Here is a 20,648-nt window from a genome sequence, read left to right as displayed (position 1 = left end):
ACATCACGCAGCACTTCGCGTGTGAACAAGAAAGAGGCACTCTTCGTGCGCAACACCATCAAGATCTCCGTGGCCTTCGCCGCCGTCACCGCCGTCGCCCTCGGCGCGAGCGCCTGCAGCGCCCCCTCGGACACCACCGCCAGCAGCGACAAGAGCGACAAGAACGCCCCCCTCGTCGTCGCCGCGAGCCCCACCCCGCACGGCACCATCCTCGACTTCGTCAAGAACAAGCTGGCGGCCAAGGAAGGCCTCAAGCTGGTCGTCAAGCCGTTCAACGACTACAAGATCCCCAACAAGGTCACCGACGACGGCCAGGTCGACGCCAACTTCTTCCAGCACAAGCCGTTCCTCGACACCTTCAACAAGGAGAACGGCACGCACATCGTGCCCGTCGTGAACGTGCTCATCGAGCCGCTCGGCGTCTACTCCAAGAAGATCGACAAGCTCTCGGACCTCAAGTCCGGCAGCACCGTCTCGGTGCCCAACGACCCCTCCAACGAGGGCCGGGCGCTCAAGCTGCTCGCCGACAACGGCGTGATCACCCTCAAGCCCGGGGTCGGCTCGGACGCCAAGCTGACCGACGTCAAGGACAACAAGGGCATCAAGATCACCGAGCTGGAGGCCGCGCAGACCGCGCCGCGTATCGACGACGTCGACGCTGCGATCATCAACGGCAACTTCGCCATCGGTGCGCACCTCAAGCCCTCCACCGACGCGCTGGCACTGGAGAAGGCGACGGACAACCCCTACGCCAACTTCCTCGCCGTCAAGAAGGGCAACGAGAACGACCCGCGGATCAAGAAGCTGGCCAAGCTCCTGAACTCCCCCGAGGTCAAGAAGTTCATCCAGGACAAGTACAAGGACGGCTCGGTCATCCCCGCCTTCGGCCCCGCCAAGAGCTGACGCCTCTCCTGTTTGTCCCCGCCGCCCACCCCCCTTCGGGGGGTGGGCGGGTGTAGTCGGCCGTTGCTCGTGCGCAGGTCACCGGAAGGTGGCCGTCCGCACGTACGACGTACGGGCCCCGGACCCGCGCACCGCGCGGCCGGGGCCCACGCGCGTGGCACACCCGCGGGCGCATGCTGCATGCTGGTGCATTCAAGACGGTCAAGACGGCCCGTGACCTCGCGGTGTAACAGTCCGCGACGTTCTGGGCACCACGGTCAACGGCGTTGGAGCAGCGGTATGACATCCACCTTTCCGGACATCTCCATCAGCACGGACCGGCTGGTGCTGCGCCCGTTCGACGAGGCCGATGTGCCCGCCCTCGCCGCGATGATGAACGACGAGCTGGTCGCGGCCTGGACCGCGGTACCTCAGCCCTTCACCGAGGCCGCCGCCCACACCTGGGTCACCGAGTACGCACCCACCGAACGCACCGCGGGCCGCGGCATCGACCTCGCCGTCACCGAGTTCCTCACGCAGCGCCTGGTCGGCGTCGTGCAGCTGAGCAACACCAACTGGCGGGTGCGCTCCACCGAGATCTCCTACATCGTCGCCGCCTGGGCGCGCGGCGAGGGCTACGCGTCCGAGGCCACGCTCGCCACCGCCCAGTGGCTCTTCCACGATCAGCGTTTCGAACGCCTCGAACTGCGGACCGCCGCCGGCAACACCGCCTCCCAGCAGGTCGCCCAGAAGACCGGCTGCATCAGCGAGGGCGTGCTGCGCAACGCCTTCATAGCCCGCAGCCGCACGGAGGACGGCGGCTGGACGGACATCCGTACCGATCTGATCGTGTGGAGCCTGCTGCCCGAGGACCTCGACGGGGTCCCCGGCCGGATGGCCGACGCGAACGGATTCACCTACCCCGAGTGGAACTGACCCACGCCCGCACCCGGCTCCGTACCTCTCGGGGTACCCTCGCCCTGCCGCGCACCTGCGTGACCAGCGCACCACAGCGGCACCACCGGCCCACGGCCGCCCCGCGGCCACCCCGCCTGCCGCCCCCGCCCGCGTACCGACAGCAGCCCCAGGAGACTGACGAGCATGGCCGACCGGGTCACGGTGATCGGATGGGACGGCTCTCCGCTGACCGCCGCCGCCCGCTCCGCCCTCGGCGCCGCCACGCTGGTGGCCGGCGCCGCCCATCACCTCGCACTGCCCGAAGTTCCGGCGAACGCCGAGCGGATCCGGCTCGGCAGCGTGACCCTGGCCGCCCGCCGGATCGCCCAGCACCGCGGCACCGCCGTCGTGCTCGCCGACGGCGACCCCGGCTTCTTCGGCGTGGTCCGCACCCTGCGGGCACCCGAGCACGGCCTCGAAGTGGAGGTCGTCCCCGCCGTCTCCTCCGTCGCGGCCGCCTTCGCCCGGGCCGGCATGCCCTGGGACGACGCCCAGATCGTCGTCGCCCACAGCCGCGATCTGCGCCGCGCGGTGAACGTCTGCCGCGCCCACACCAAGGTCGCGGTGCTCACCTCGCCCGGCGCCGGGCCCGCCGAACTCGCCCTGCTGCTCGGCGGCGTCCACCGCACCTTCGTCATCTGCGAGGACCTGGGCACCGACCGGGAGCGGGTGACAGTCCTCACATCCGACAAGGTCGCCGACCACGTCTGGCGCGACCCCAATGTCGTCATCGTCATCGGCGGTTCTCCAGGCGGCGCCGCGGCCCAGGGCACCGGCTGGATCGCCGGCCGCGAGGTCGGCCATCCGACCGGGCCGCGCGGCTGGGGACTTCCGGCCCGCGCCTACGGAGGCGCCCTGGGCGAGGGCGAGTCCGTCCAGCTGCGCACCGCCCAACTCGCCCGCCTCGGGCCGCAGGTGGGCGACCTGGTCTGGGACATCGGCGCGGGCAGCGGAGCCGCCGCGGTCGAGGCGGCGCGCTTCGGCGCCGCCGTCATCGCGGTGGACGCCGACGCGGACGCCTGCGGGCGCACCACCGCCGTCGCCCGCCGCCACGGCGTCCAACTCCAGGTCGTGCACGGCCGGGCACCGCAGATCCTGGAGGACCTGCCCGAACCCGACGTGGTGCGGATCGGCGGCGGGGGAGCGGCGGTCGTCACGGCCTGCGCGGCCCGCCGTCCCGAACGGATCGTCACCCACGCCTCGACCCGCGACGAGGCCGAATCGCTCGGCCGGGCGCTGGCGGACGGTGGCTACGAAGTCGAGTGCGCCCTGCTGCAGTCCGTGGACCTGGACACTTCCGTCTGGGTCGAACGTGAGCGCTCCGTGGTGTTTTTGCTCAGCGGCTATCGCGTTCCTCACCCGTGACCAGCACGGCAACCCGCGCGAGGTAGGCTGGCGGATCGTTGCGCCGCCGTTCCGCGTTCGGCTTCGTACGCCAATATCCGGAAAATGCTGTGGTTTTGGCCGAATATGAAGCTCTGGAGAGCGGACGTGCCGCGAGGCGCGCTCGCTCGTTCTAGCTATCGGGGCGTCGGCGCGCCCCGGTCGAGCGCGTCGCACGAGCGGTTGGAAGGAGCACTACCAATGGGCGAGGGGTACGCATGACCGACACCGGCCAGGTCCCGGGCGAGGGACAGCCGGAGAACGCAGGCGGACATCCCGGGCAGCCGCAGCCGGCGGCCGCGCCCTCCCCTGCCGACGCCGGACCGACGCAGCAGCCGGGCATGGTGACCCCTCCGGGTGAATACCCCTACCTCGGCCCGGCCGACGGCGTGGTCGAGGACGACGATCTGCTGCTGATGCCGGGCACCCAGGGCGCCTGGAGCGAACAGCCGGCCCCCCAGCCGCTCCCGCACGAGACCCACCAGGCCCCCGCCCAGCAGCCGCAGCCGGGCGTGCCGTTCGACGCGGCCGCCCAGGGGACCACCGGCTTCGAGGCGATGCCCGCCCAGGCCGGGGACCATGAGACCGGCGGCCGGGATTCCGGTTCCGTCGACCTCAGCGCCGTCCGTATCCCGCAGCCCGCCGCACCGCAGCAGCAGGACCGCGCCCGCGCGGCCGCGCCGGCCACCCCCGCGCGCCGACCGCTGCACATGGGCCCGCCCGTCCCGGACGCGACCGGCGGCGTGGTCCGTTCGCTCGCCGACCGCGGACCGGCCGACACACCGACCCAGGCCCCCGCGCGACACGCCGGATCGCCGACCGGTGGACCCGAATACTTCGACGCGCCGACCGAGGCGCCCGACGCCGCGCAGGCAGCCGCGGACCAGCCGTACGCCGAGCAGCCCCCCGGGGATGTCGCGGCGGAGCAGGCCTTCGCGGCGCCGTCGTACGGCGACCAGCCCTACGGCGGGCAGTTGTCCGCCGAGCAGACCTACGGGGCCGCCGGCCAGGGCCCGTTGCCGGGCCCGCAGCTCGGTGAGATCCCCTCACAGGTGCCGCCGTGGGGCGAGGCCTCGGCCCAGGTGGTCGCCGCACAGAGCGCAGAAACGGTCGCCCCCGCCCAGGCGGCCGCCGCGCCCGTCGACGCGGCCGCCCAGCCCGTTCCGCAGGACGCGACGCCCGCCGAACAGCCGCAGCCGATGCCGCTGCCGGCCGAGGGCGCCGCGGAGGCCGGCGATGCTGTGGGCGCCGACGCCGCGGACGTCTCGGGTGCCGTGGCAGCAGAGGCCGTCCAGGGCGCGCGTGTTGAGGCGCCGGCGGAGGTGTGGGCGCAGCCCCAGGACGTGGCCCCGGACGCGCTGCCGGAGGTGGCGGCGCAGGTCCAGGACGCAACCGCCGTGGCCGATGCCGCGGTTGTGGAAGCGGCCGCGGACGCCGCCGTGGACACCGTTGCGCCGGAGGCCGTCGCGCCGGACGCAGCGGCGATGGACGCCACCGCTGTGGAAGCCGCTGTCGCGGACGTCGCCGCGCAGGACGCTCCGGCCCAGCAGCCGGAAGCGGCCGCCGTTGAAAGCCCCCAGCAGCCCGTGGACCAGCCTCAGGCCGACGCCCGGGCGGCAGCACCGCCGCAGGACGGGCTCGTCGAGGCGCCGGCCGACCAGGTCGCGCAGCCCGTACCGGAACAGCCGGTCGCCACCGCGGCCGAGGCACCGGACGTCACCGCCGATGCCCCCCAGGCACCTCAGGCCGAGCAGACCGCCGACCAGCTCCAGGCCGCCCCGGCCGAGGCCACCGACCGGCCCGGCGCTCCCGCCGAGCCGGCCCCCGCCGTCGACGAGGCCCAGCCGCAGCCCGCGGCCGCAGCCCCGTCCGAGGCCGCCGGATCCGGCACCGACGGCGCCCCCGCCGCCGAGCCCACCACCGCCCCCATGCCCACCGCCGCCCCGCAGGGCCCGGTCGCCATGCCCGTCGCCGAGGGTGGCGCACCCGTGGAACAGACCGTCATAGAGCCGCCCGAGGCGCAGCAACTGGCCACCGGACAGCCGCAGCCCGGCGCCCCCGTGGGCGCCGCAGGACAGCAGACCGCCGAGGCGCCCGAGGGCCAGGACACACCGGACGGGCAACAGCCCGCAGCGCCCGCTGCCGACCACCCCGGCGAGCCGACCGCCCCGGCGCCCGAGCCGACCGCGGACGCCACGACCGGCGGGCCCGCGGTGCCGGCGGACGTCCAGGAGACCCCGGAGACCCCGGAACCCGTGGCGGCCGACGCGTCCGACCAGCCCGGCGCCCCCGCCGAACCGGTGGCCGAGGAGCAGCCCGTCACCGTCCGCATCCCGGCCCAGGCGGCCGGCGAGCAGGTCGACGCCCAGGCCGTGGCGGCCGCCCCCGGCGAGCAGCCCGCGGCGGCCGGGCCCACGCCCGACAGCGGCCCCGCCGCCGAGGCCCCGGCCGAGGCCCCCGCCGACGAGGCGCCCCACCAGCAGGACGCCGCCGAACTCGTCCAGCTCGGCGAGGACCAGGACGACGACCAGCCGCAGCCGGCGGCCCCGCAGCACCCGGCAGAGGGCCCCGAAGGCGCCGACGACCCGGCTGCCGCCGACGTACCGGTCCCGTCCCCGGCCGCCGGGTACGACGACTCCGAGCGCGCCGCCGTGCACCGCGTGATGCGCGAGCGCCGCGACATCCGCAACGGCTTCCGCAGCGACCCGATCCCCAACGAGGTGCTGCTGCGCGTCCTGGAGGCGGCCCACACCGCCCCCAGCGTCGGCCACTCCCAGCCGTGGGACTTCGTCGTCATCCGCTCGGCCGAGACCCGCGAGAAGATGCACCAGCTCGCCATGCAGCAGCGCGAGGCGTACGCCAAGTCGCTGCCCAAGGCGCGCGCCAAGCAGTTCCGCGAGCTGAAGATCGAGGCGATCCTCGAGACGCCGGTGAACATCGTCGTCACCGCCGACTCCACCCGCGGCGGCCGGCACACCCTCGGTCGGCACACCCAGCCGCAGATGGCCCCGTACTCCTCCGCGCTCGCCGTGGAGAACCTCTGGCTCGCCGCCCGCGCCGAAGGCCTGGGCGTCGGCTGGGTCAGCTTCTTCGACGAGCGCGAGATGGTCCGCGACCTGGGCCTGCCCGAGCACCTCGAAGTCGTCGCCTACCTGTGCGTCGGTTACGTCGACGAGTTCCCGGAGGAGCCCGAGCTGCTGCAGGCCGGCTGGTCCAAGCGCCGCCCGCTGTCCTGGGTCGTCCACGAGGAGACCTACGGCCGCCGCGCGCTGCCCGGCGAGAGCCCGCACGACCTGCTCCAGGAGACCCTGCAGGGCATCCGCCCGCTGGACGCCAAGGCGCTCGGCGAGGCCTGGGAGCGGCAGAAGCGGATGACCAAGCCCGCCGGGGCGCTGGGCATGCTGGAGATCATCTCCGCGCAGCTGAGCGGACTGTCCCGCAAGTGCCCGCCGCCCATCCCGGAGCCGGCCGCCGTCGCGATCTTCGCCGGCGACCACGGTGTGCACGCCCAGGGCGTGACCCCCTGGCCCCAGGAGGTCACCGGCCAGATGGTCGCCAACTTCCTGGGCGGCGGCGCGGTCTGCAACGCCTTCGCCAATCAGGTCGGCGCCGAGGTCTGTGTCGTGGACGTCGGCGTGGCGGGCGAACTCCCCGCCACCCCGGGTCTGCTGCCCCGTAAGGTCCGCGCCGGCACCGCCGACTTCACGGCCGGCCCGGCGATGACCCAGGAGGACGTGCTCAAGGCCATCGAGGTGGGCATCGAGACCGCCCGCGACCTCGTAGCGGCCGGCAACAAGGCGCTGCTCACGGGCGAGATGGGCATTGCCAACACCACCACCTCCGCCGCGCTGATCGCCGTCTACACCGGCGCCGACCCGGTCGAGGTCACCGGCCGGGGCACCGGCATCAACGACGAGACGCACGCCCGCAAGGTCGATGTGGTCCGCCGAGCCCTGGAACTCCACCAGCCCGACCCCGCCGACCCGATCGGTGTCCTCACCGCGATCGGCGGCCTGGAGCACGCCGCGCTCGTCGGCCTGATCCTCGGCGGCGCCTCGCTGCGTACGCCGGTGATCCTGGACGGCGTCAGCGCCGGCGCCGCCGCCCTGGTGGCCCGTGCCATCGCCCCGGAGGCGCTGGCCGCGTGCATCGCGGGCCACCGCAGCGCCGAGCCGGGCCATGTCGCGGCCCTGAACAAGCTGGGCCTGCGCCCGCTGGTCGACCTCGATCTGCGCCTCGGTGAGGGCACCGGCGCGCTGCTCGCGCTCCCCGTGGTGCAGAGCGCCGCCCGCGCCATGCACGAGGTCGCCACCTTCGACTCCGCCGGAGTCACCGAGAAGAGCTGACCGGGTGCCGGCCGGGACAGGGCCGCCCCCACATGACCCCCGGCCCGCAGCCCCATAGGCTGTGGGCCGGGGCCGTAGCCCCACGGGCCGTACCACCCTCATCAGCCGCTCCAGAGCCGCAGCGGTTGCGCCGGTCGTCGAACCCGCATCACCCGCACAAGGAGCCGCACCGCCATGGCTGAGCACGCCGCCGAACACGCCGCCTACCCCGTCGGACTGCGGCTGTCCGGCCGCCGGGTGGTCGTCCTGGGAGCCGGGCAGGTGGCCCAGCGCCGGCTCCCCGCGCTCGTCGCCGCCGGCGCCGACGTCCAGCTCATCTCCCCGTCCGCCACCCCGTCCGTCGAGGCGATGGCCGACGCCGGCGAGATCCGCTGGGAGCGCCGCCGCTACCGGGCCGGCGACCTCGCCGAGGCCTGGTACGCGCTGATCTCCACCGACGACCCGGAGGCCAACGCGGCGGCGTCCCAGGAGGCCGAGGACCGCCGGGTGTGGTGCGTACGCGCCGACGACGCCGAGGCCGCCACCGCCTGGACCCCGGCCACCGGCCGCAGCGAGGGCGTGACCGTCGCCGTGCTCACCGGCCGTGACCCGCGCCGCTCCGCCGCCGTACGCGACGCGATCGTCGAGGGCCTGCGGGACGGCAGCATCGCCGCCCCGCACCACCGCCGCCCCCACACGCCCGGCGTCGCGCTGGTCGGCGGCGGCCCCGGCGACCCCGACCTGATCACCGTCCGCGGCCGCCGGCTGCTGGCCGAGGCGGATGTCGTGATCGCCGACCGGCTCGGTCCGCGCGATCTGCTCGCCGAGCTCCCGCCGCATGTCGAGGTCATCGACGCCGCGAAGATCCCCTACGGCCGTTTCATGGCCCAGGAGGCCATCAACAACGCGCTGATCGAGCACGCCAAGGCCGGCAAGGCCGTGGTGCGGCTCAAGGGCGGCGACCCGTTCGTCTTCGGCCGCGGCATGGAAGAGGCCCAGGCGCTCGCCGAGGCCGGCATCCCCTGCACGGTCGTCCCCGGCATCTCCAGCACCATCTCGGTCCCCGGCGCCGCCGGCATCCCCGTCACCCACCGCGGCGTCGCCCATGAATTCACCGTCGTCAGCGGCCATGTCGCCCCCGACGACGAGCGCTCGCTGGTCGACTGGCCCGCGCTGGCCAAGCTGCGCGGCACCCTCGTCGTCCTGATGGGCGTGGAGAACAGCGGCGCCATCGCCGCCAAGCTCATCGAGCACGGCCGCCCCGCCGACACCCCGGCCGCCGTCATCCAGGAGGGCACCACCGCGGCCCAGCGCCGGGTCGACGCCACCCTCGCGACCCTCGGCGAGACCGTACGGGCCGAGGGCGTCCGCCCGCCGGCGGTCATCGTCATCGGCGAAGTGGTCGCCGTCGCCACCCCTACCCACAGGTAACCCGTTCCGTACGCGGCATGGGAACCTCGACACCGACAAGGCACTATCTCCCCGTGGCAGAAATCATCACCGTCGATGACCCGGACGACCCCCGGCTGGCCGACTACACCGGCCTGACCGACGTCGAGCTGCGGCGCCGGCGCGAGCCCGTGGAGGGGCTCTTCATCGCCGAGGGCGAGAAGGTCATCCGGCGCGCCAAGCACGCCGGCTACGAGATGCGGTCGATGCTGCTCTCGGCCAAGTGGGTCGATGTCATGCGCGATGTCATCGACGAGGTCCCGGCCCCGGTCTACGCCGTCAGCCCGGATCTCGCCGAGCGGGTGACGGGCTATCACGTGCACCGCGGCGCGCTGGCCTCCATGCAGCGCAAGCCGCTGCCCGAGGCCGCCGAACTGCTCGCCGGGGCCCGCCGCATCGTGGTCATGGAAGCGGTCAACGACCACACCAACATCGGCGCGATCTTCCGCAGCGCGGCGGCCCTCGGCATGGACGCGGTGCTGCTCTCCCCGGACTGCGCGGACCCGCTCTACCGCCGCTCGGTGAAGGTCTCCATGGGCGCGGTGTTCTCCGTGCCGTACGCCCGGCTGGAGGGCTGGCCCCGCGATCTGGCCGTCGTACGGGAAGCGGGCTTCAAGCTGCTCGCGCTCACCCCGGCCGAGAAGGCCACCGCCATCGACGAGGCCGCCCCGCACACCCTGGAGCGCGCCGCCCTGATGCTGGGCGCGGAGGGCGGCGGCCTGACCACCGGCGCCCTGCGGGCCGCCGATGAATGGGTCCGTATCCCGATGGCGCACGGCGTGGACTCGCTCAACGTCGGAGCGGCCGCCGCGGTGGCGTTCTACGCGGTGGCGACCGGGCGCCCCGCCTGACGGGAATCAATCCACTACCTGACGGGAATCATCCCCCTGCCCCACCGCGTTGTGGCCCGCAGGGGGCGCCCGTACCCCCTAGGGGTTCTGTTCCCCCGCACCCCAGGGCCTGTCCGCGCCCCCGTACGGCGCGACCGGTACCGTCCGCTCCACGCCCAGCCCGCGGGCCGGCCCCTGGCACCCCTGGGCCGCCGCGATACCGAGCGCCACCAGCAGCGTCACCACCACGAACACGATGACCCGCTGGCGCAGCAGCCGCCGGTCCGGTCCGGGCCGGCGGCCTCCGGACGTCGTACGCACCGGGGTACGCGAACCGTTTCGCCCCGTCGGCCGCGAAGCCGGGACACGTCGCGCGGTGCGCCCGCCGGCCCGCGGGTTCTTCCCCGCGGCCGATGCCGGGCCGGCCGGCCGGGACACCGAGTCACGCGGCGCCGAGGGACGGGATGCGTGCGGACGCGGGTTCGTCCCCGCCGTCCGCCGCTCGGTGCGCTGGCGCGCGTACTCCTCGGCGCGCTGCCCGGTCGGCCGGTCCGACGGGCGGCGCTCCATACGCTCCCAACCGGTCCCGGCCCCGGAGCCGTTCTCCAGCGGCCCGCCCGACAGACCGTGCGCCTCACGTGCCGCGATCTCCTTGAGCCGCAGTGACAGCGACAGGGTGCTGGGGCGGTCCGCCGGGTCCTTGGCCAGGCACGAGGCGAGCAGCGGCGCCAGCGCGTCCGGCACCCCGGCGAGCTGCGCCTCCTCATGGACCACGCGGTAGAGCATGACCTCCGAACTGCCCTGCCCGAAGGGGGAGTCCGCGGTGCAGGCGTACGCGAGGGTGGCGCCCAGCGCGAAGATGTCGGTGGCGGGCGTCACCGCGGCGCCGCGCACCTGCTCCGGCGCCAGAAAGCCCGGCGAGCCGACGGCCGTACCGACATGCGTCAGGGTGCTGGCGCCGGTCGCCCAGGCGATGCCGAAGTCGATGATCCGCGGGCCCTTGGGCGACAGCAGAATGTTGGACGGCTTCAGATCACGGTGCACCACGCCCGCGTCATGGACGGCGAGCAGCCCCTCGGACAACGCGGCGCCGATAGAGGCGACCTGTGCGGGGGACAACGGCCCCTCCTCGTTGACCTTGTCGTGCAGCGAGGGTCCCGGGACGTACTGCGTGGCGAACCAGGGGCGGTCCGCGTCGAGATCGGCCGCCACCAGCCGGGCCGTACAGCCGCCGCGGATCCGCCGGGCCGCCGACACCTCGCGCGCGAACCGCGAGCGGAATTCCTGATCCTCCGCCAGATCCGGCCGGATCACCTTCAGCGCCACCCGCTGCCCGCGCTTGTCCGAGCCGAGATAGACCACGCCCATCCCGCCCGCGCCGAGCCGGCGGTGCAGCCGGAACGTCCCGACGACACGCGGGTCCTCGCGTCGGAGCCGCATCATCGCCATGTCCGTCCCCTACCTGCGGTGGGGAGTCCCCTCCGCTGCCAACCGTCTGACGTGGCACAGCTTACGGATTGACGGCTCGCTGTGCTGATAGGCCGCGCATGCGTCGGCGACCGGATTGCCGGTGGTGGGTGCGATTTCCGGAGGGCGGGAGCACATCGGCCGCCGGGCAGCCGGATTTTCCGTAAGAGTTCCCAATGATCCGTCACAGAAGGGGGATTGGCATGATGAAGGGGGATCAGGTCGGTATGGTCGCGGATGCCGGGGATGGGGTCGAGCGGCGGGAAGGGGCGTCGGGCAGCGTGTGCCGCGGGGGCAGGACCGCGGTGCGCGGGGGAGCGGCCGAAGTGAGCGAGGTCACCTCGCATGCCCGCGGATCGGCGGCTCCGAAGGGAGCCCCTGGGGGATGTCCCCAGGTCCCTGGTGCTCTCTCTCCACCCAGGGGAGTACACGGGGCGTCGTTCCGTCATCCTCCTGGAGGCCGAGCAATCGATACGACGGCATGACGCCCACCGGCCGCCGGATGCCTAATGTTGTCTTCAAGCGGCGGGCGCAGCACTCGTCCCCCGAGGTCAGACGCCCGCCGCCCCCAGACACGACGGGAGCGGGACGATGGATCGGACGTCAGGACGGACGGCCCTTCGGGCGCAGGGGCGCAAGGCCGCCGCGGCGCTCGGCGGCCAGCAGTCCTCCGGCACCCGCCATCCCCTTGTCGCGGTGGCCATGGTGCTGCCGCTGGCGATCGTTCTCGCCGTGGTCTTCGGCGGCTGGGAAGCCGTCATCACACAAGCGTCGTCCGTGGTCGGAATGCTGGGGCGCTGAGCGGCGCCTCAGGCCCGGGAGAGCGGCCCGGGACGGGGACCTCTGGCCGAAAACCCCGTGGGGACGGGGGTGCGGCGGACGGCACGAACGGCCGGGCATCTGGGGAGATGCCCGGCCTTCGGGTTTTCCCGGCCGCCGCCCCGACCGCTCCGCCCGTACCGCGCGTACGATCCCGGACCGGGCCGCCCACAGCGCGCACCACCATCACGGCACATCCGGCTCGCACCGGACTCGGGGGAACGATGACCGCACCGCTTCTCGACCGCCTGGCCGCGCTGTCCGCCCCGGCAGGCGCACCGATGACTTCCCCCGAGATACTCGCCGACCGCCCCGACGGCACGGTCGTCCGCAGCGGCCGTACGGTGGCCAAGGCCCATGCCCCCGACGGCGACCCGCAGGACCTGGCCGCCCGGCTGCGTATCGCCGCCCACCCCCGCCTGCACGGCATCCTGCTGCCTCCGCTCCCGGTCACCGGCCCGGACGGCTTCCTCACCCTCACCGAGGACGGCCGCGCGCTCACCCGCTGGCCGTACGGCAGCCCGGTGCCGCCCGACGACCCCGACGCCGCGCCCTGGGAGGACGCCGCCCGGCTGCTGGCCCGCCTGCACTCCGTCGACCCGCGCCAACTCCCCGGCCCCGTGCCGCCGATGCGCGGCCCCGCCAAGGCCGCCCGCGCCCTGGCCCGGCTGCGCTCACCCGGCCCCCGCCCCGGCACGCTGCCCGCGGCCGCCGCGGCCGTCGAACGCGCCTGGGCGCTGCTGCCGCCCTGGGCCCGTGGCGAGGCCCCGCCGCCGCGTGCCGGCACCCTCTGCCACGGCGACCTGCATCTGGGCCAGCTCGTCCGCCACCCGGCCGCCGACGGCCCCTGGCTCCTGATAGACATCGACGACCTCGGTCTGGGCGACGGCGCCTGGGACCTGGCCCGCCCCGCCGCCTGGTTCGCCACCGGCCTGCTCGCGCCGGACATCTGGACCCGCTTCCTGGCCGGGTACCGCGCCGCCGGCGGCCGGGCCGTACGCCCCGACGGCGACCCCTGGCCCGACCTGGAGATTCCCGCCCGCGCCCTGACCGTGCAGACCGCCGCGCTCGCGGTCGCCAAGGCCGCCGGCGCCGCCCGCCCCCTGGACGAGATCGAGTCCGCGGTCGTCGACGCCTGTGCCCGGATGACGTCCCTACCGGACCAGTTGGCGTCCGCCGGCCCGGTCGTAGGGTGAACACCCCGTCGCCGGGAGGCCGTTCCGGCGACGCCGCAGTGAGCAGCAACGGATGAAGGAGTTGAGCCGACGATGCAGTGCCCCAAGTGCCATGCACCGATGCACACGTACCACCGCAACGGCGTCCAGATCGAGCAGTGCGCCGGCTGCCGGGGGATCTTTCTCGACTACGGGGAGCTGGAGGCGCTGACCCGTCTGGAGGCGCAGTGGACCCAGCAGGCCCCGCCACCGCCCGCCCCGCAGGCCTACCCGGCCGCCCCCGCCTGGGGCGCCCCGCACCAGGGCCACCACGGCCACCATGGACACCACGGCCATCATCGCGGCTTCGGCCACATGCTCTTCCCCTCCTGAAAACGCCTGAGGGCCGGAGCGAAATGCTCCGGCCCTCAGGCTCAGGTGTGGACGATACTGGGATTGAACCAGTGACCTCTTCCGTGTCAGGGAAGCGCTCTCCCGCTGAGCTAATCGTCCTCGGGACCGCGGATCTCGAAGATCTCCGCAGTTGCGTGCGCGATACTGGGATTGAACCAGTGACCTCTTCCGTGTCAGGGAAGCGCTCTCCCGCTGAGCTAATCGCGCGGGACGGATCTTCCGGTCACCTACAACCGGGGATCCAGTGGACGATACTGGGATTGAACCAGTGACCTCTTCCGTGTCAGGGAAGCGCTCTCCCGCTGAGCTAATCGTCCTTGGAGGTGGAGACGGGATTTGAACCCGTGTAGACGGCTTTGCAGGCCGTTGCCTCGCCTCTCGGCCACTCCACCAGGAGTGAGGGGGTTCGGGAAGATCCCCCACATCGAGCGGACGACGAGACTCGAACTCGCGACATCCACCTTGGCAAGGTGGTGCTCTACCAACTGAGCTACGTCCGCAGGTGTCTCTCCCAGACTACGTCCGGGAGCTACTCGGCCTCCGGGGCGCTTCCGCGTCCCGGCGACGTGTTGAACTCTAGCGGATTCCGGGGCCAGTACAAAAACGCGTTTGTGCAGCGTGCTGCGCTGCTCGCTCGGCGCAGGCGGGGTCCGGGCCTCCGCCATAGACTCGCTGACGTGCATGACTTCGCTCCCATGGCCCGCTTCGGCGGTCTGATAGCCACCGACCTGCGGGATGTGACCAGCGATCCCGCGGCCCTGGACTCCACGGGCTGGTGGGCGGTGGCCGCCGACTTCGAGGGCGCGGTGGTCTGCGCCCGCTTCGGCGACGTACGACCGGCCACCGCGGCCGACGAGCCCGCCCCCGACGGCTGGCGGGGTCCCGCCCCTGGCGCCTGGACCAGCTCCCTGGACCGCGACTCCTATACCGGCGGCGTACGGCGCATCCGTGAACACATCGCGGCCGGCGACGTCTACCAGGTGAACCTCTGCCGGGTGCTGACCGCGCCGCTGCCCGACCCCGACCGTGCCGACGTGGACGCGCTGTCCGCGGTGCTGGCCCGCGGCAACCCGGCGCCGTACGCCGGCACCATCCGGCTGCCCGGCCATGGCGTCGAGATCGCCAGTGCCTCCCCGGAGCTGTATCTGCGGCGCGACGGCCGCACCGTCGCGTCCGGCCCCATCAAGGGGACCGGCAGGACCGCCGCGGACCTCTCCGAGAAGGACCGGGCGGAGAACGTGATGATCGTGGACCTGGTCCGCAATGATCTCGGCCGGGTCTGCGCCACCGGCACCGTCACCGTCCCGGCGCTGTGCGCCGTCGAGCCGCACCCCGGCCTCGTCCACCTCGTCTCCACCGTGCGCGGCGAACTGGCCGAGAGGAACGAGAAGACCGCCTGGGCGGATCTCCTGGACGCCACCTTCCCGCCCGGGTCGGTCACCGGCGCCCCCAAGTCCAGCGCGCTGCGGATCATCGACGAGCTGGAGACCGCGCCCCGCGGCCCCTACTGCGGAGGCATCGGCTGGGTCGACGCCGACCGCCGCACCGGCGAGCTCGCCGTCGGCATCCGTACGTTCTGGATCGACCGCACCCCACCCACCGGGCCCGTACTCCGCTTCGGCGCCGGCGCGGGGATCATCTGGGACTCCGACCCGGACCGCGAGTGGGCCGAGACCGAGTTGAAGGCGAGCAGACTGCTCGCGGTAGCGTCGGGGCTGCACGAAGTGAGTGGAGGAGAGCGATGAAGATCTGGCTCGACGGGGGACTGCAGGACGCCGACAGCGCCCGGGTCTCGGTCTTCGACCACGGGCTGACGGTCGGCGACGGGGTCTTCGAGACCATCAAGGCCGAGCACGGGCGTGCCTTCGCCCTCACCCGCCACCTGGAGCGCCTGACCACCTCCGCCCGCGGGCTCGGCCTGCCCGACCCCGACCTCGACGAGGTACGGCGCGGCTGCGCGGCGGTCATCGACGCCAACCCCATGGCCCTCGGCCGCCTGCGGATCACCTACACCGGCGGCGTCTCCCCGCTCGGCTCGGACCGCGGCGAAGCCGGCCCCACGCTGGTCATCGCGCTGTCCGAGACCCACCGCCGGCCCGACACCACCGCCGCCGTCACCGTCCCCTGGACCCGTAACGAACGCGGCGCGCTCACCGGCCTGAAGACCACCTCGTACGGCGAGAACGTGGTCGCGCTGGCCCGTGCACGTGAACTGGGCGCCTCCGAGGCGCTGTTCGCCAACACCGTCGGCGCGCTCTGCGAAGGCACCGGCTCCAATGTCTTCGTCGTCCTGGACGGCGAACTGCACACCCCGCCGCTGCACTCCGGCTGTCTGGCGGGCATCACCCGCGCCCTCACCATCAGCTGGGCCGGCGCCAAGGAGACCGACCTTCCGCTGGACGCCCTGGAGCGGGCCGAGGAGATCTTCCTGACCTCCACCCTGCGCGACGTCCAGGCCGTGAACCGTATCGACCGCCGCCAACTGGCCGACGGCCCGGGCCCGGTGACCGCGGAAGCCATGCGGATCTTCGACGAGCAGGCCGCCGCCGACTTCGATCCGCGGTGATGACGGGCCCGCGCACGGGCGAGTAGAAAGTCCTCGTGACCACAACGCTGCGCCCCGCGGGACCGGAAGAACGGCACGACGACGGGCGCCGGGCCCGTCCCTATGACGTCTGCGTCAACAGCCGCCGGGTCGGCGGGATCCGGCTGGCGACCGACGCCCGGTTCGGCCCGACGGCCGGCCGGATCGTGGATCTGCACATCGAGGCGCCGGACCGGCACCGCGGCCGGGCCACGGTCGCCGCGCTCGCCGCCGAGGAAGTGCTGCGCACCTGGGGCTGCCGGCAGATCGAGCTGACCGTCCCGGCCGAGGCCGGCGCCGCCGCGCGGCTCGCGGCGGCGCTGGGCTACACCGAGCGCAGCCGCACGATGAGCAAACCCCTCGCCGTACCGCCCCGGCTGCCCGGGAACAGCAGCGACCGGCCGATCGGCGAGGCGGAGTACCCGGCCTGGCGGGACGCCGCGCTCGCCGAGCACGTCCGTACGCAGCGGGGCCAGGGGATGGACCGCGCACGCGCCGAGGAGACCTCCGCCGCCGGCCATCGCGCCCTGCTTCCGGACGGCCCGGACACGCCCGACCAGGCGCTGCGCATCCTGGCCCACGACGGCGCGGATGTCGGCAGCGTCTGGGTCGCGCTGCGGATGCCGGACCAGCCGGGCGGCTATGTCGCCGATGTGCGGGTGGCGCCCGAGCACCGCGGGCGCGGCCACGGCCGCACCCTGATGCTGGTCGCCGAGCGCGAGTGCCTCGCCGCGGGCCGCGCCTCCCTCGGCCTCGACGTCTACGCGGACAATGCGCAGGCGCTCGGTCTCTACGACTCGCTGGGGTACCGGCCCACCGCGTATCTGCTGTGGAAGCCGATCCTGTGAGGGCGCGTACGCGGCACCCGTGAAGCCGCTACTCCGGGGGAGCTCAGCCCTGCTCGGCCAGCAGCCGGTCGGCGATCTCCTCGATCCGGGCGCGCAGCCCCTCCTGGCTCTTGCCGCCGTCCAGCCGCTCGCCGCCGATCACATACGTAGGGGTGCCGCTCACCCCGATCGCCTTGCCCTCGGCCTGGTCCGCGTCGACGATCAGCAGATGCCGGCCGTCGATCAGCGCGGTGTCCAGCTCCTCGGCGTCCAGCCCCAGCTCCGCGGCGACCTCCAGCAGCAGCTTGTCGCCGCGCTTGCCGAGCTCCTCGGTGCGCGCCAGCACCGCCTCGATGTACGGCCAGCCCTGCCCCTGCTCGATGGCTTCCTCGGCGGCCTGGGCCGCGACGTAGGCGTGCTTGTGCTTCTCCAGGGGGAAGTGGCGCAGCCGGATGTCGAGCCGGTCGCCGTAGCGCTCACGCAGCGCCCGCAGGTCCTCCAGGGCGGTCCGGCAGTCCGGGCACTGCAGTTCACACCAGACGTCCAGAACCGGACGGACGGGACGGGCGGCGGAGGTGGTGGCGTCGTTCATGGGTCCAGTCTTTCAGCCCGCGGACCGGTTCCCGAACCGGGACCTGGGGAGGAGCGCGACCCCGAGATGTCCCTGAAGCCGTGCCGGAAGATGGCTCACGCGGGCCCGGACAAGGCAGGATGGAAGGGAGCAGAGTGCCTGCTCGCCCATCCATCGGCAGGAGGACCGGATGCTGACCTCGACCGTCTGTGCCGCGGTGTCGGCAGCGGGCCTGGGCATTGCCGCGCTGACGGCATACCGCAAGCGGTTCCTGGCCGCGACCCGCATCGCCGCCTTTTCCCTGATCCCCATCGGCCTGGTGATGACCGGTGTCATCGACTGGGTCACGAACATCGTCTTCAAACCCACGGTCTGGGCCGGCTTCGGCGTGCTCGCGCTCGCGTTCGTGCTGTTCTCGGTCAGCAGGGTCGTCGAGCGCCGCAGGGGCGGGATCGGCAGCCGGAAGGAACGCAAGGCCGCGGCGGCCGCCACGCCCGACGCGGTGGCGCCGGCCGCCTCCGTACCCTCCCTCGGGGCAGGTCGCGGCGCGGCCCAGCCGGCCGCGAAGGGGAAGGCCGGGCAGGGCAAGGGCGGTGCACCCAAGGATGACTTCTCGGACATCGAAGCGATCCTGAAAAAGCACGGGATCTGATGAACTCCCGCTGCTGAGGGGCTTATCGGGCGCGTTCAGACGATCATCTGCGCCATGATGCGCGCGAGATGAACGATGAGTGCGCCCTCGCCCAAGACGACGCCCCGTCCCCCGAACCGCGCGGTTGCCTGTTCGCGCTGTCCCAGCCGCCGTTGATGCTCTTCCTCGCCGTCATCGGCTTTCTGCTCCTTCTCGGTGCCGTACACGACCTCTTCATCCTGTGAGGCCGGTAGGTGCGCCGCCGCCCGGTTCGTGCTTCAACCGGTGGGAGTTCGGAGCGGCGGGCGGGAGGATGGGCCCATGACCTGCTCCTGAACCGGTGCGACACGCTCGGGCCGCCGACGACCCCGTGCGCCGTGCTCAGCCCGCGGCCTCCCGGCGCCGGGCCCGGTAGGCCGCGACATGCAGCCGGTTTCCACAGGTACGGCTGTCGCAGTAGCGGCGGGAGCGGTTACGGGAGAGATCGACGAAGGCGTGCCGGCAGTCCGGTGCCTCGCAGCGTCGCAGCCGCTCGCGCTCCCCGGCGACGACGATGAAGGCCAGCGCCATCCCGCCGTCAGCGGCCAGATGATCGGCGACCGAGGCGCCCGGCGCGAAGTAGTGGACATGCCAGTCGTACCCGTCGTGATCGGTCAGCTGCGGTGTGGTGCCCGCCGAGGCGACCAGCGCGTTCAGCTGTGCGGCCGCGGCATGGTCGTCGTCGGCCGCGAAGACCTGGGCGAACCGCGCGCGGACCGCCCGTACGGCCGCCAGATCGCCGGCGCTGAGCGCGCCCACATCGCTGACGTCGTTGCGCCGGACGAAGTCCTCAAGGGCCGCGAGGTCGGTCAGGCTGTCCGGCGCTCCGGGCGATTCGCCCTCCGGAGCGGTGTTCAGCAGATCGACGATCGCTGCCAGCGCGCACCGGGTGTCATGGGTGATCAGCACGGTTTTGCTCCCTGGCAGGGTGGGGCCGGACGGGTACCGTCCCCGGTGTCGTTGCCGAATGGTCGCCGACTCTAGCGCCTGGAACAAGCTTCAGCGCCGTCTCCGCGGTGGGTCCGCGGCGACGACGCCGAAGTGTGCCGTATGAACTTGTCGGTCCTGCGCCGTCTCCCCGAGTCGGACGGGCGCAAGTGTGAGCGGGAGGGTGCTTCGGGTAACTGTGCTGCGTCTCAGCTCTCCGCAAGGATGTGAGAGAGCTCGGTGTCGAGATCGAAGTGCCGGTGTTCCGTACCGGGCGGTACGGCGGCATCGGTCCTTTTGAGGAACGACTCGAGGGCGCGCGCGGGCGCCTCGAGCAGGGCTTCCCCTTCCGGGGAGCTCAGGGCGATGCAGACAACGCCCTGTCCGTGGCTCCGGGACGGCCATACGCGGACGTCTCCGGTGCCCGTGGGCCGGTGCAGGCCCTCGGCGAGGAGGTCGCGGGCGAAAACCCACTCCACGGTCTCCTCGGCTCCGGTATGGAAGGTGGCATGCACGGCATAGGGATCGGCCGTGTCATACCGCAGGCCCGCGGGTACAGGCAGTGAGGACTCGCTCGACACAACGAGGCGCAGGTGCAGCTCGCAGCTGACCGTGGTGTTCATAAGCGCCAGGGCCTTTCGCTCAGTGTGCGCTCGGGGATTCGCACGTCGGCGAAATCGACATGCCACCTACGGTGCCGTTGTAAACCCCTCTGACGGTTTTGGGTGCCTTCAGGTACCTCTTACGGCGGATTGCGAGATCGTCCCCGTCGGTAATTCCGCGGAGGCATCCCGTCCGGTAAGTTTGGCGATATGAATACGCAGAGTAACGGGGGGCCGGGGGTCATCGAGGAGGATGCTGTGCCGGCCGAGCAACCGCTGGGTTCCAGAGCGCCGCACTTCATCAAGCGCTCCCGGCCGCTCCACCTGAGCTGGCAGGTCGGAGTCTTCGTCGTCGGTCTCGCGGTCGTGGTGGCCGGCGTGATCATGCTGCCGCTGCCGGGGCCCGGCTGGCTGGTGATCTTCGGCGGCATGGCGATCTGGGCGACGGAATTCGTCTGGGCCCAGTTGGTCCTGCGCTGGACCAAGCGAAAGGTCACCGAAGCGGCCCAGAAGGCGCTCGACCCCAAGGTGCGGCGGCGCAACATCATTCTGACCACCATCGGCGTGGTGATCATCGCGGCGGCCCTCGCCGTCTATGTGTGGAAGTTCGGCTTCGCGATGCCGTGGAACGTCTCCGAGTGATCGCGGCATGGTCGGAAGTGCCCGCCGACGTGGGGTAATGTTGGCGGTGCGCCCGGGCGATTAGCTCAGTGGGAGAGCGCTTCGTTCACACCGAAGAGGTCACTGGTTCGAACCCAGTATCGCCCACCCCGGACGACGGCCCGGA

At 72.9% G+C, this 20,648-nt stretch carries 19 protein-coding genes and 6 tRNA genes; 16 read left to right on the top strand and 9 right to left on the bottom strand.

The features are described from left to right. The first annotated feature begins 45 nt into the window (after positions 1–45). The 6 genes from KI385_RS09835 to KI385_RS09810 all read left to right on the top strand — a co-directional run bounded on the left by KI385_RS09835 (position 46) and on the right by KI385_RS09810 (position 9,847). Positions 46–903: a MetQ/NlpA family ABC transporter substrate-binding protein gene (locus KI385_RS09835; RefSeq protein WP_238577640.1), complete on the top strand. Its 858-nt coding sequence runs from the start codon at positions 46–48 to the stop codon at positions 901–903. Positions 904–1,182: 279 nt separating this feature from the next. Further along, on the top strand, positions 1,183–1,818 hold the full coding sequence (locus KI385_RS09830) for a GNAT family N-acetyltransferase (protein WP_238571811.1): 636 nt from the start codon (positions 1,183–1,185) through the stop codon (positions 1,816–1,818). 165 nt (positions 1,819–1,983) lie between these two features. Next, entirely contained in the window at positions 1,984–3,204 is a 1,221-nt protein-coding gene (cbiE, locus tag KI385_RS09825; protein WP_238571810.1) for a precorrin-6y C5,15-methyltransferase (decarboxylating) subunit CbiE, read from the top strand. A 236-nt stretch (positions 3,205–3,440) separates the two neighbouring features. Then, on the top strand, positions 3,441–7,568 hold the full coding sequence (cobT, locus tag KI385_RS09820; protein WP_238571809.1) for a nicotinate-nucleotide--dimethylbenzimidazole phosphoribosyltransferase: 4,128 nt from the start codon (positions 3,441–3,443) through the stop codon (positions 7,566–7,568). Between the two features lie 174 nt (positions 7,569–7,742). Next, entirely contained in the window at positions 7,743–8,978 is a 1,236-nt protein-coding gene (cobA, locus tag KI385_RS09815; protein WP_238571808.1) for a uroporphyrinogen-III C-methyltransferase, read from the top strand. 53 nt (positions 8,979–9,031) lie between these two features. Next, positions 9,032–9,847 (top strand): TrmH family RNA methyltransferase, encoded by an 816-nt coding sequence (locus KI385_RS09810; RefSeq protein ID WP_238571807.1) that lies wholly within the window; start codon positions 9,032–9,034, stop codon positions 9,845–9,847. 78 nt (positions 9,848–9,925) lie between these two features. Here KI385_RS09810 and KI385_RS09805 read toward each other — a convergent pair whose 3' ends face one another. Beyond that, complete coding sequence (locus KI385_RS09805) at positions 9,926–11,275, bottom strand: serine/threonine protein kinase (protein ID WP_238571806.1); 1,350 nt, start codon at positions 11,273–11,275, stop codon at positions 9,926–9,928. 609 nt (positions 11,276–11,884) lie between these two features. Here KI385_RS09805 and KI385_RS09800 point away from each other — a divergent pair. The 3 genes from KI385_RS09800 to KI385_RS09790 all read left to right on the top strand — a co-directional run bounded on the left by KI385_RS09800 (position 11,885) and on the right by KI385_RS09790 (position 13,659). Then, positions 11,885–12,094, top strand: a complete 210-nt coding sequence (locus tag KI385_RS09800) for a hypothetical protein (protein ID WP_238571805.1) — start codon at positions 11,885–11,887, stop codon at positions 12,092–12,094. 242 nt (positions 12,095–12,336) lie between these two features. Continuing rightward, on the top strand, positions 12,337–13,308 hold the full coding sequence (locus tag KI385_RS09795; RefSeq protein ID WP_425356897.1) for a phosphotransferase family protein: 972 nt from the start codon (positions 12,337–12,339) through the stop codon (positions 13,306–13,308). 72 nt (positions 13,309–13,380) lie between these two features. Further along, positions 13,381–13,659, top strand: coding sequence for a TFIIB-type zinc ribbon-containing protein (locus tag KI385_RS09790; RefSeq protein ID WP_238571804.1), 279 nt, complete (start codon positions 13,381–13,383; stop codon positions 13,657–13,659). 48 nt (positions 13,660–13,707) lie between these two features. Here the strand turns inward: KI385_RS09790 and KI385_RS09785 are convergent. From KI385_RS09785 to KI385_RS09765, 5 genes are all read right to left on the bottom strand, one after another. Next, positions 13,708–13,779: transfer RNA gene (locus KI385_RS09785), tRNA-Val, on the bottom strand. A 36-nt stretch (positions 13,780–13,815) separates the two neighbouring features. Then, a tRNA-Val gene (locus KI385_RS09780) sits at positions 13,816–13,887 on the bottom strand. A gap of 38 nt (positions 13,888–13,925) precedes the next feature. After that, positions 13,926–13,997: transfer RNA gene (locus KI385_RS09775), tRNA-Val, on the bottom strand. Position 13,998: 1 nt separating this feature from the next. Then, a tRNA-Cys gene (locus tag KI385_RS09770) sits at positions 13,999–14,072 on the bottom strand. 35 nt (positions 14,073–14,107) lie between these two features. Continuing rightward, positions 14,108–14,180: transfer RNA gene (locus KI385_RS09765), tRNA-Gly, on the bottom strand. Between the two features lie 177 nt (positions 14,181–14,357). Here KI385_RS09765 and KI385_RS09760 point away from each other — a divergent pair. From KI385_RS09760 to KI385_RS09750, 3 genes are read left to right on the top strand one after another with little or no spacing between them, the layout of a single operon-like run. Further along, positions 14,358–15,425 carry a chorismate-binding protein gene (locus tag KI385_RS09760; protein ID WP_238571803.1) on the top strand — a complete coding sequence of 356 codons (1,068 nt, stop codon included), beginning with the start codon at positions 14,358–14,360 and terminating at the stop codon, positions 15,423–15,425. After that, positions 15,422–16,246 (top strand): aminotransferase class IV, encoded by an 825-nt coding sequence (locus tag KI385_RS09755; RefSeq protein ID WP_238571802.1) that lies wholly within the window; start codon positions 15,422–15,424, stop codon positions 16,244–16,246. The genes KI385_RS09760 and KI385_RS09755 overlap by 4 nt, the downstream gene beginning before the upstream one ends. A gap of 35 nt (positions 16,247–16,281) precedes the next feature. Beyond that, positions 16,282–17,112, top strand: coding sequence for a GNAT family N-acetyltransferase (locus tag KI385_RS09750; RefSeq protein ID WP_238571801.1), 831 nt, complete (start codon positions 16,282–16,284; stop codon positions 17,110–17,112). 43 nt (positions 17,113–17,155) lie between these two features. Here the strand turns inward: KI385_RS09750 and KI385_RS09745 are convergent, their stop codons facing one another. Further along, on the bottom strand, positions 17,156–17,683 hold the full coding sequence (locus tag KI385_RS09745) for a DsbA family protein (RefSeq protein WP_238571800.1): 528 nt from the start codon (positions 17,681–17,683) through the stop codon (positions 17,156–17,158). Positions 17,684–17,852: 169 nt separating this feature from the next. Here KI385_RS09745 and KI385_RS09740 point away from each other — a divergent pair, with 169 nt between their 5' ends. Both KI385_RS09740 and KI385_RS09735 read left to right on the top strand, forming a co-directional pair. Beyond that, complete coding sequence (locus KI385_RS09740; protein ID WP_238571799.1) at positions 17,853–18,314, top strand: hypothetical protein; 462 nt, start codon at positions 17,853–17,855, stop codon at positions 18,312–18,314. A 68-nt stretch (positions 18,315–18,382) separates the two neighbouring features. Next, on the top strand, positions 18,383–18,538 hold the full coding sequence (locus KI385_RS09735; RefSeq protein WP_238571798.1) for a hypothetical protein: 156 nt from the start codon (positions 18,383–18,385) through the stop codon (positions 18,536–18,538). 136 nt (positions 18,539–18,674) lie between these two features. Here the strand turns inward: KI385_RS09735 and KI385_RS09730 are convergent, their stop codons facing one another. Both KI385_RS09730 and KI385_RS09725 read right to left on the bottom strand, forming a co-directional pair. After that, entirely contained in the window at positions 18,675–19,241 is a 567-nt protein-coding gene (locus KI385_RS09730) for a CGNR zinc finger domain-containing protein (protein ID WP_238571797.1), read from the bottom strand. A 227-nt stretch (positions 19,242–19,468) separates the two neighbouring features. Further along, positions 19,469–19,882: an SsgA family sporulation/cell division regulator gene (locus KI385_RS09725; protein WP_003959770.1), complete on the bottom strand. Its 414-nt coding sequence runs from the start codon at positions 19,880–19,882 to the stop codon at positions 19,469–19,471. A gap of 189 nt (positions 19,883–20,071) precedes the next feature. Here KI385_RS09725 and KI385_RS09720 point away from each other — a divergent pair, with 189 nt between their 5' ends. Together KI385_RS09720 and KI385_RS09715 are read left to right on the top strand one after the other, a co-directional pair. Beyond that, on the top strand, positions 20,072–20,503 hold the full coding sequence (locus KI385_RS09720) for a TIGR02611 family protein (protein WP_238571796.1): 432 nt from the start codon (positions 20,072–20,074) through the stop codon (positions 20,501–20,503). 54 nt (positions 20,504–20,557) lie between these two features. Further along, positions 20,558–20,629: transfer RNA gene (locus KI385_RS09715), tRNA-Val, on the top strand. Positions 20,630–20,648: the final 19 nt, after the last annotated feature.

The sequence above is a fragment of the Streptomyces inhibens genome (assembly GCF_022221585.1).
Lineage (GTDB): Bacteria > Actinomycetota > Actinomycetes > Streptomycetales > Streptomycetaceae > Streptomyces > Streptomyces inhibens.
This window is presented reverse-complemented; position numbering and strand designations above follow the sequence as displayed.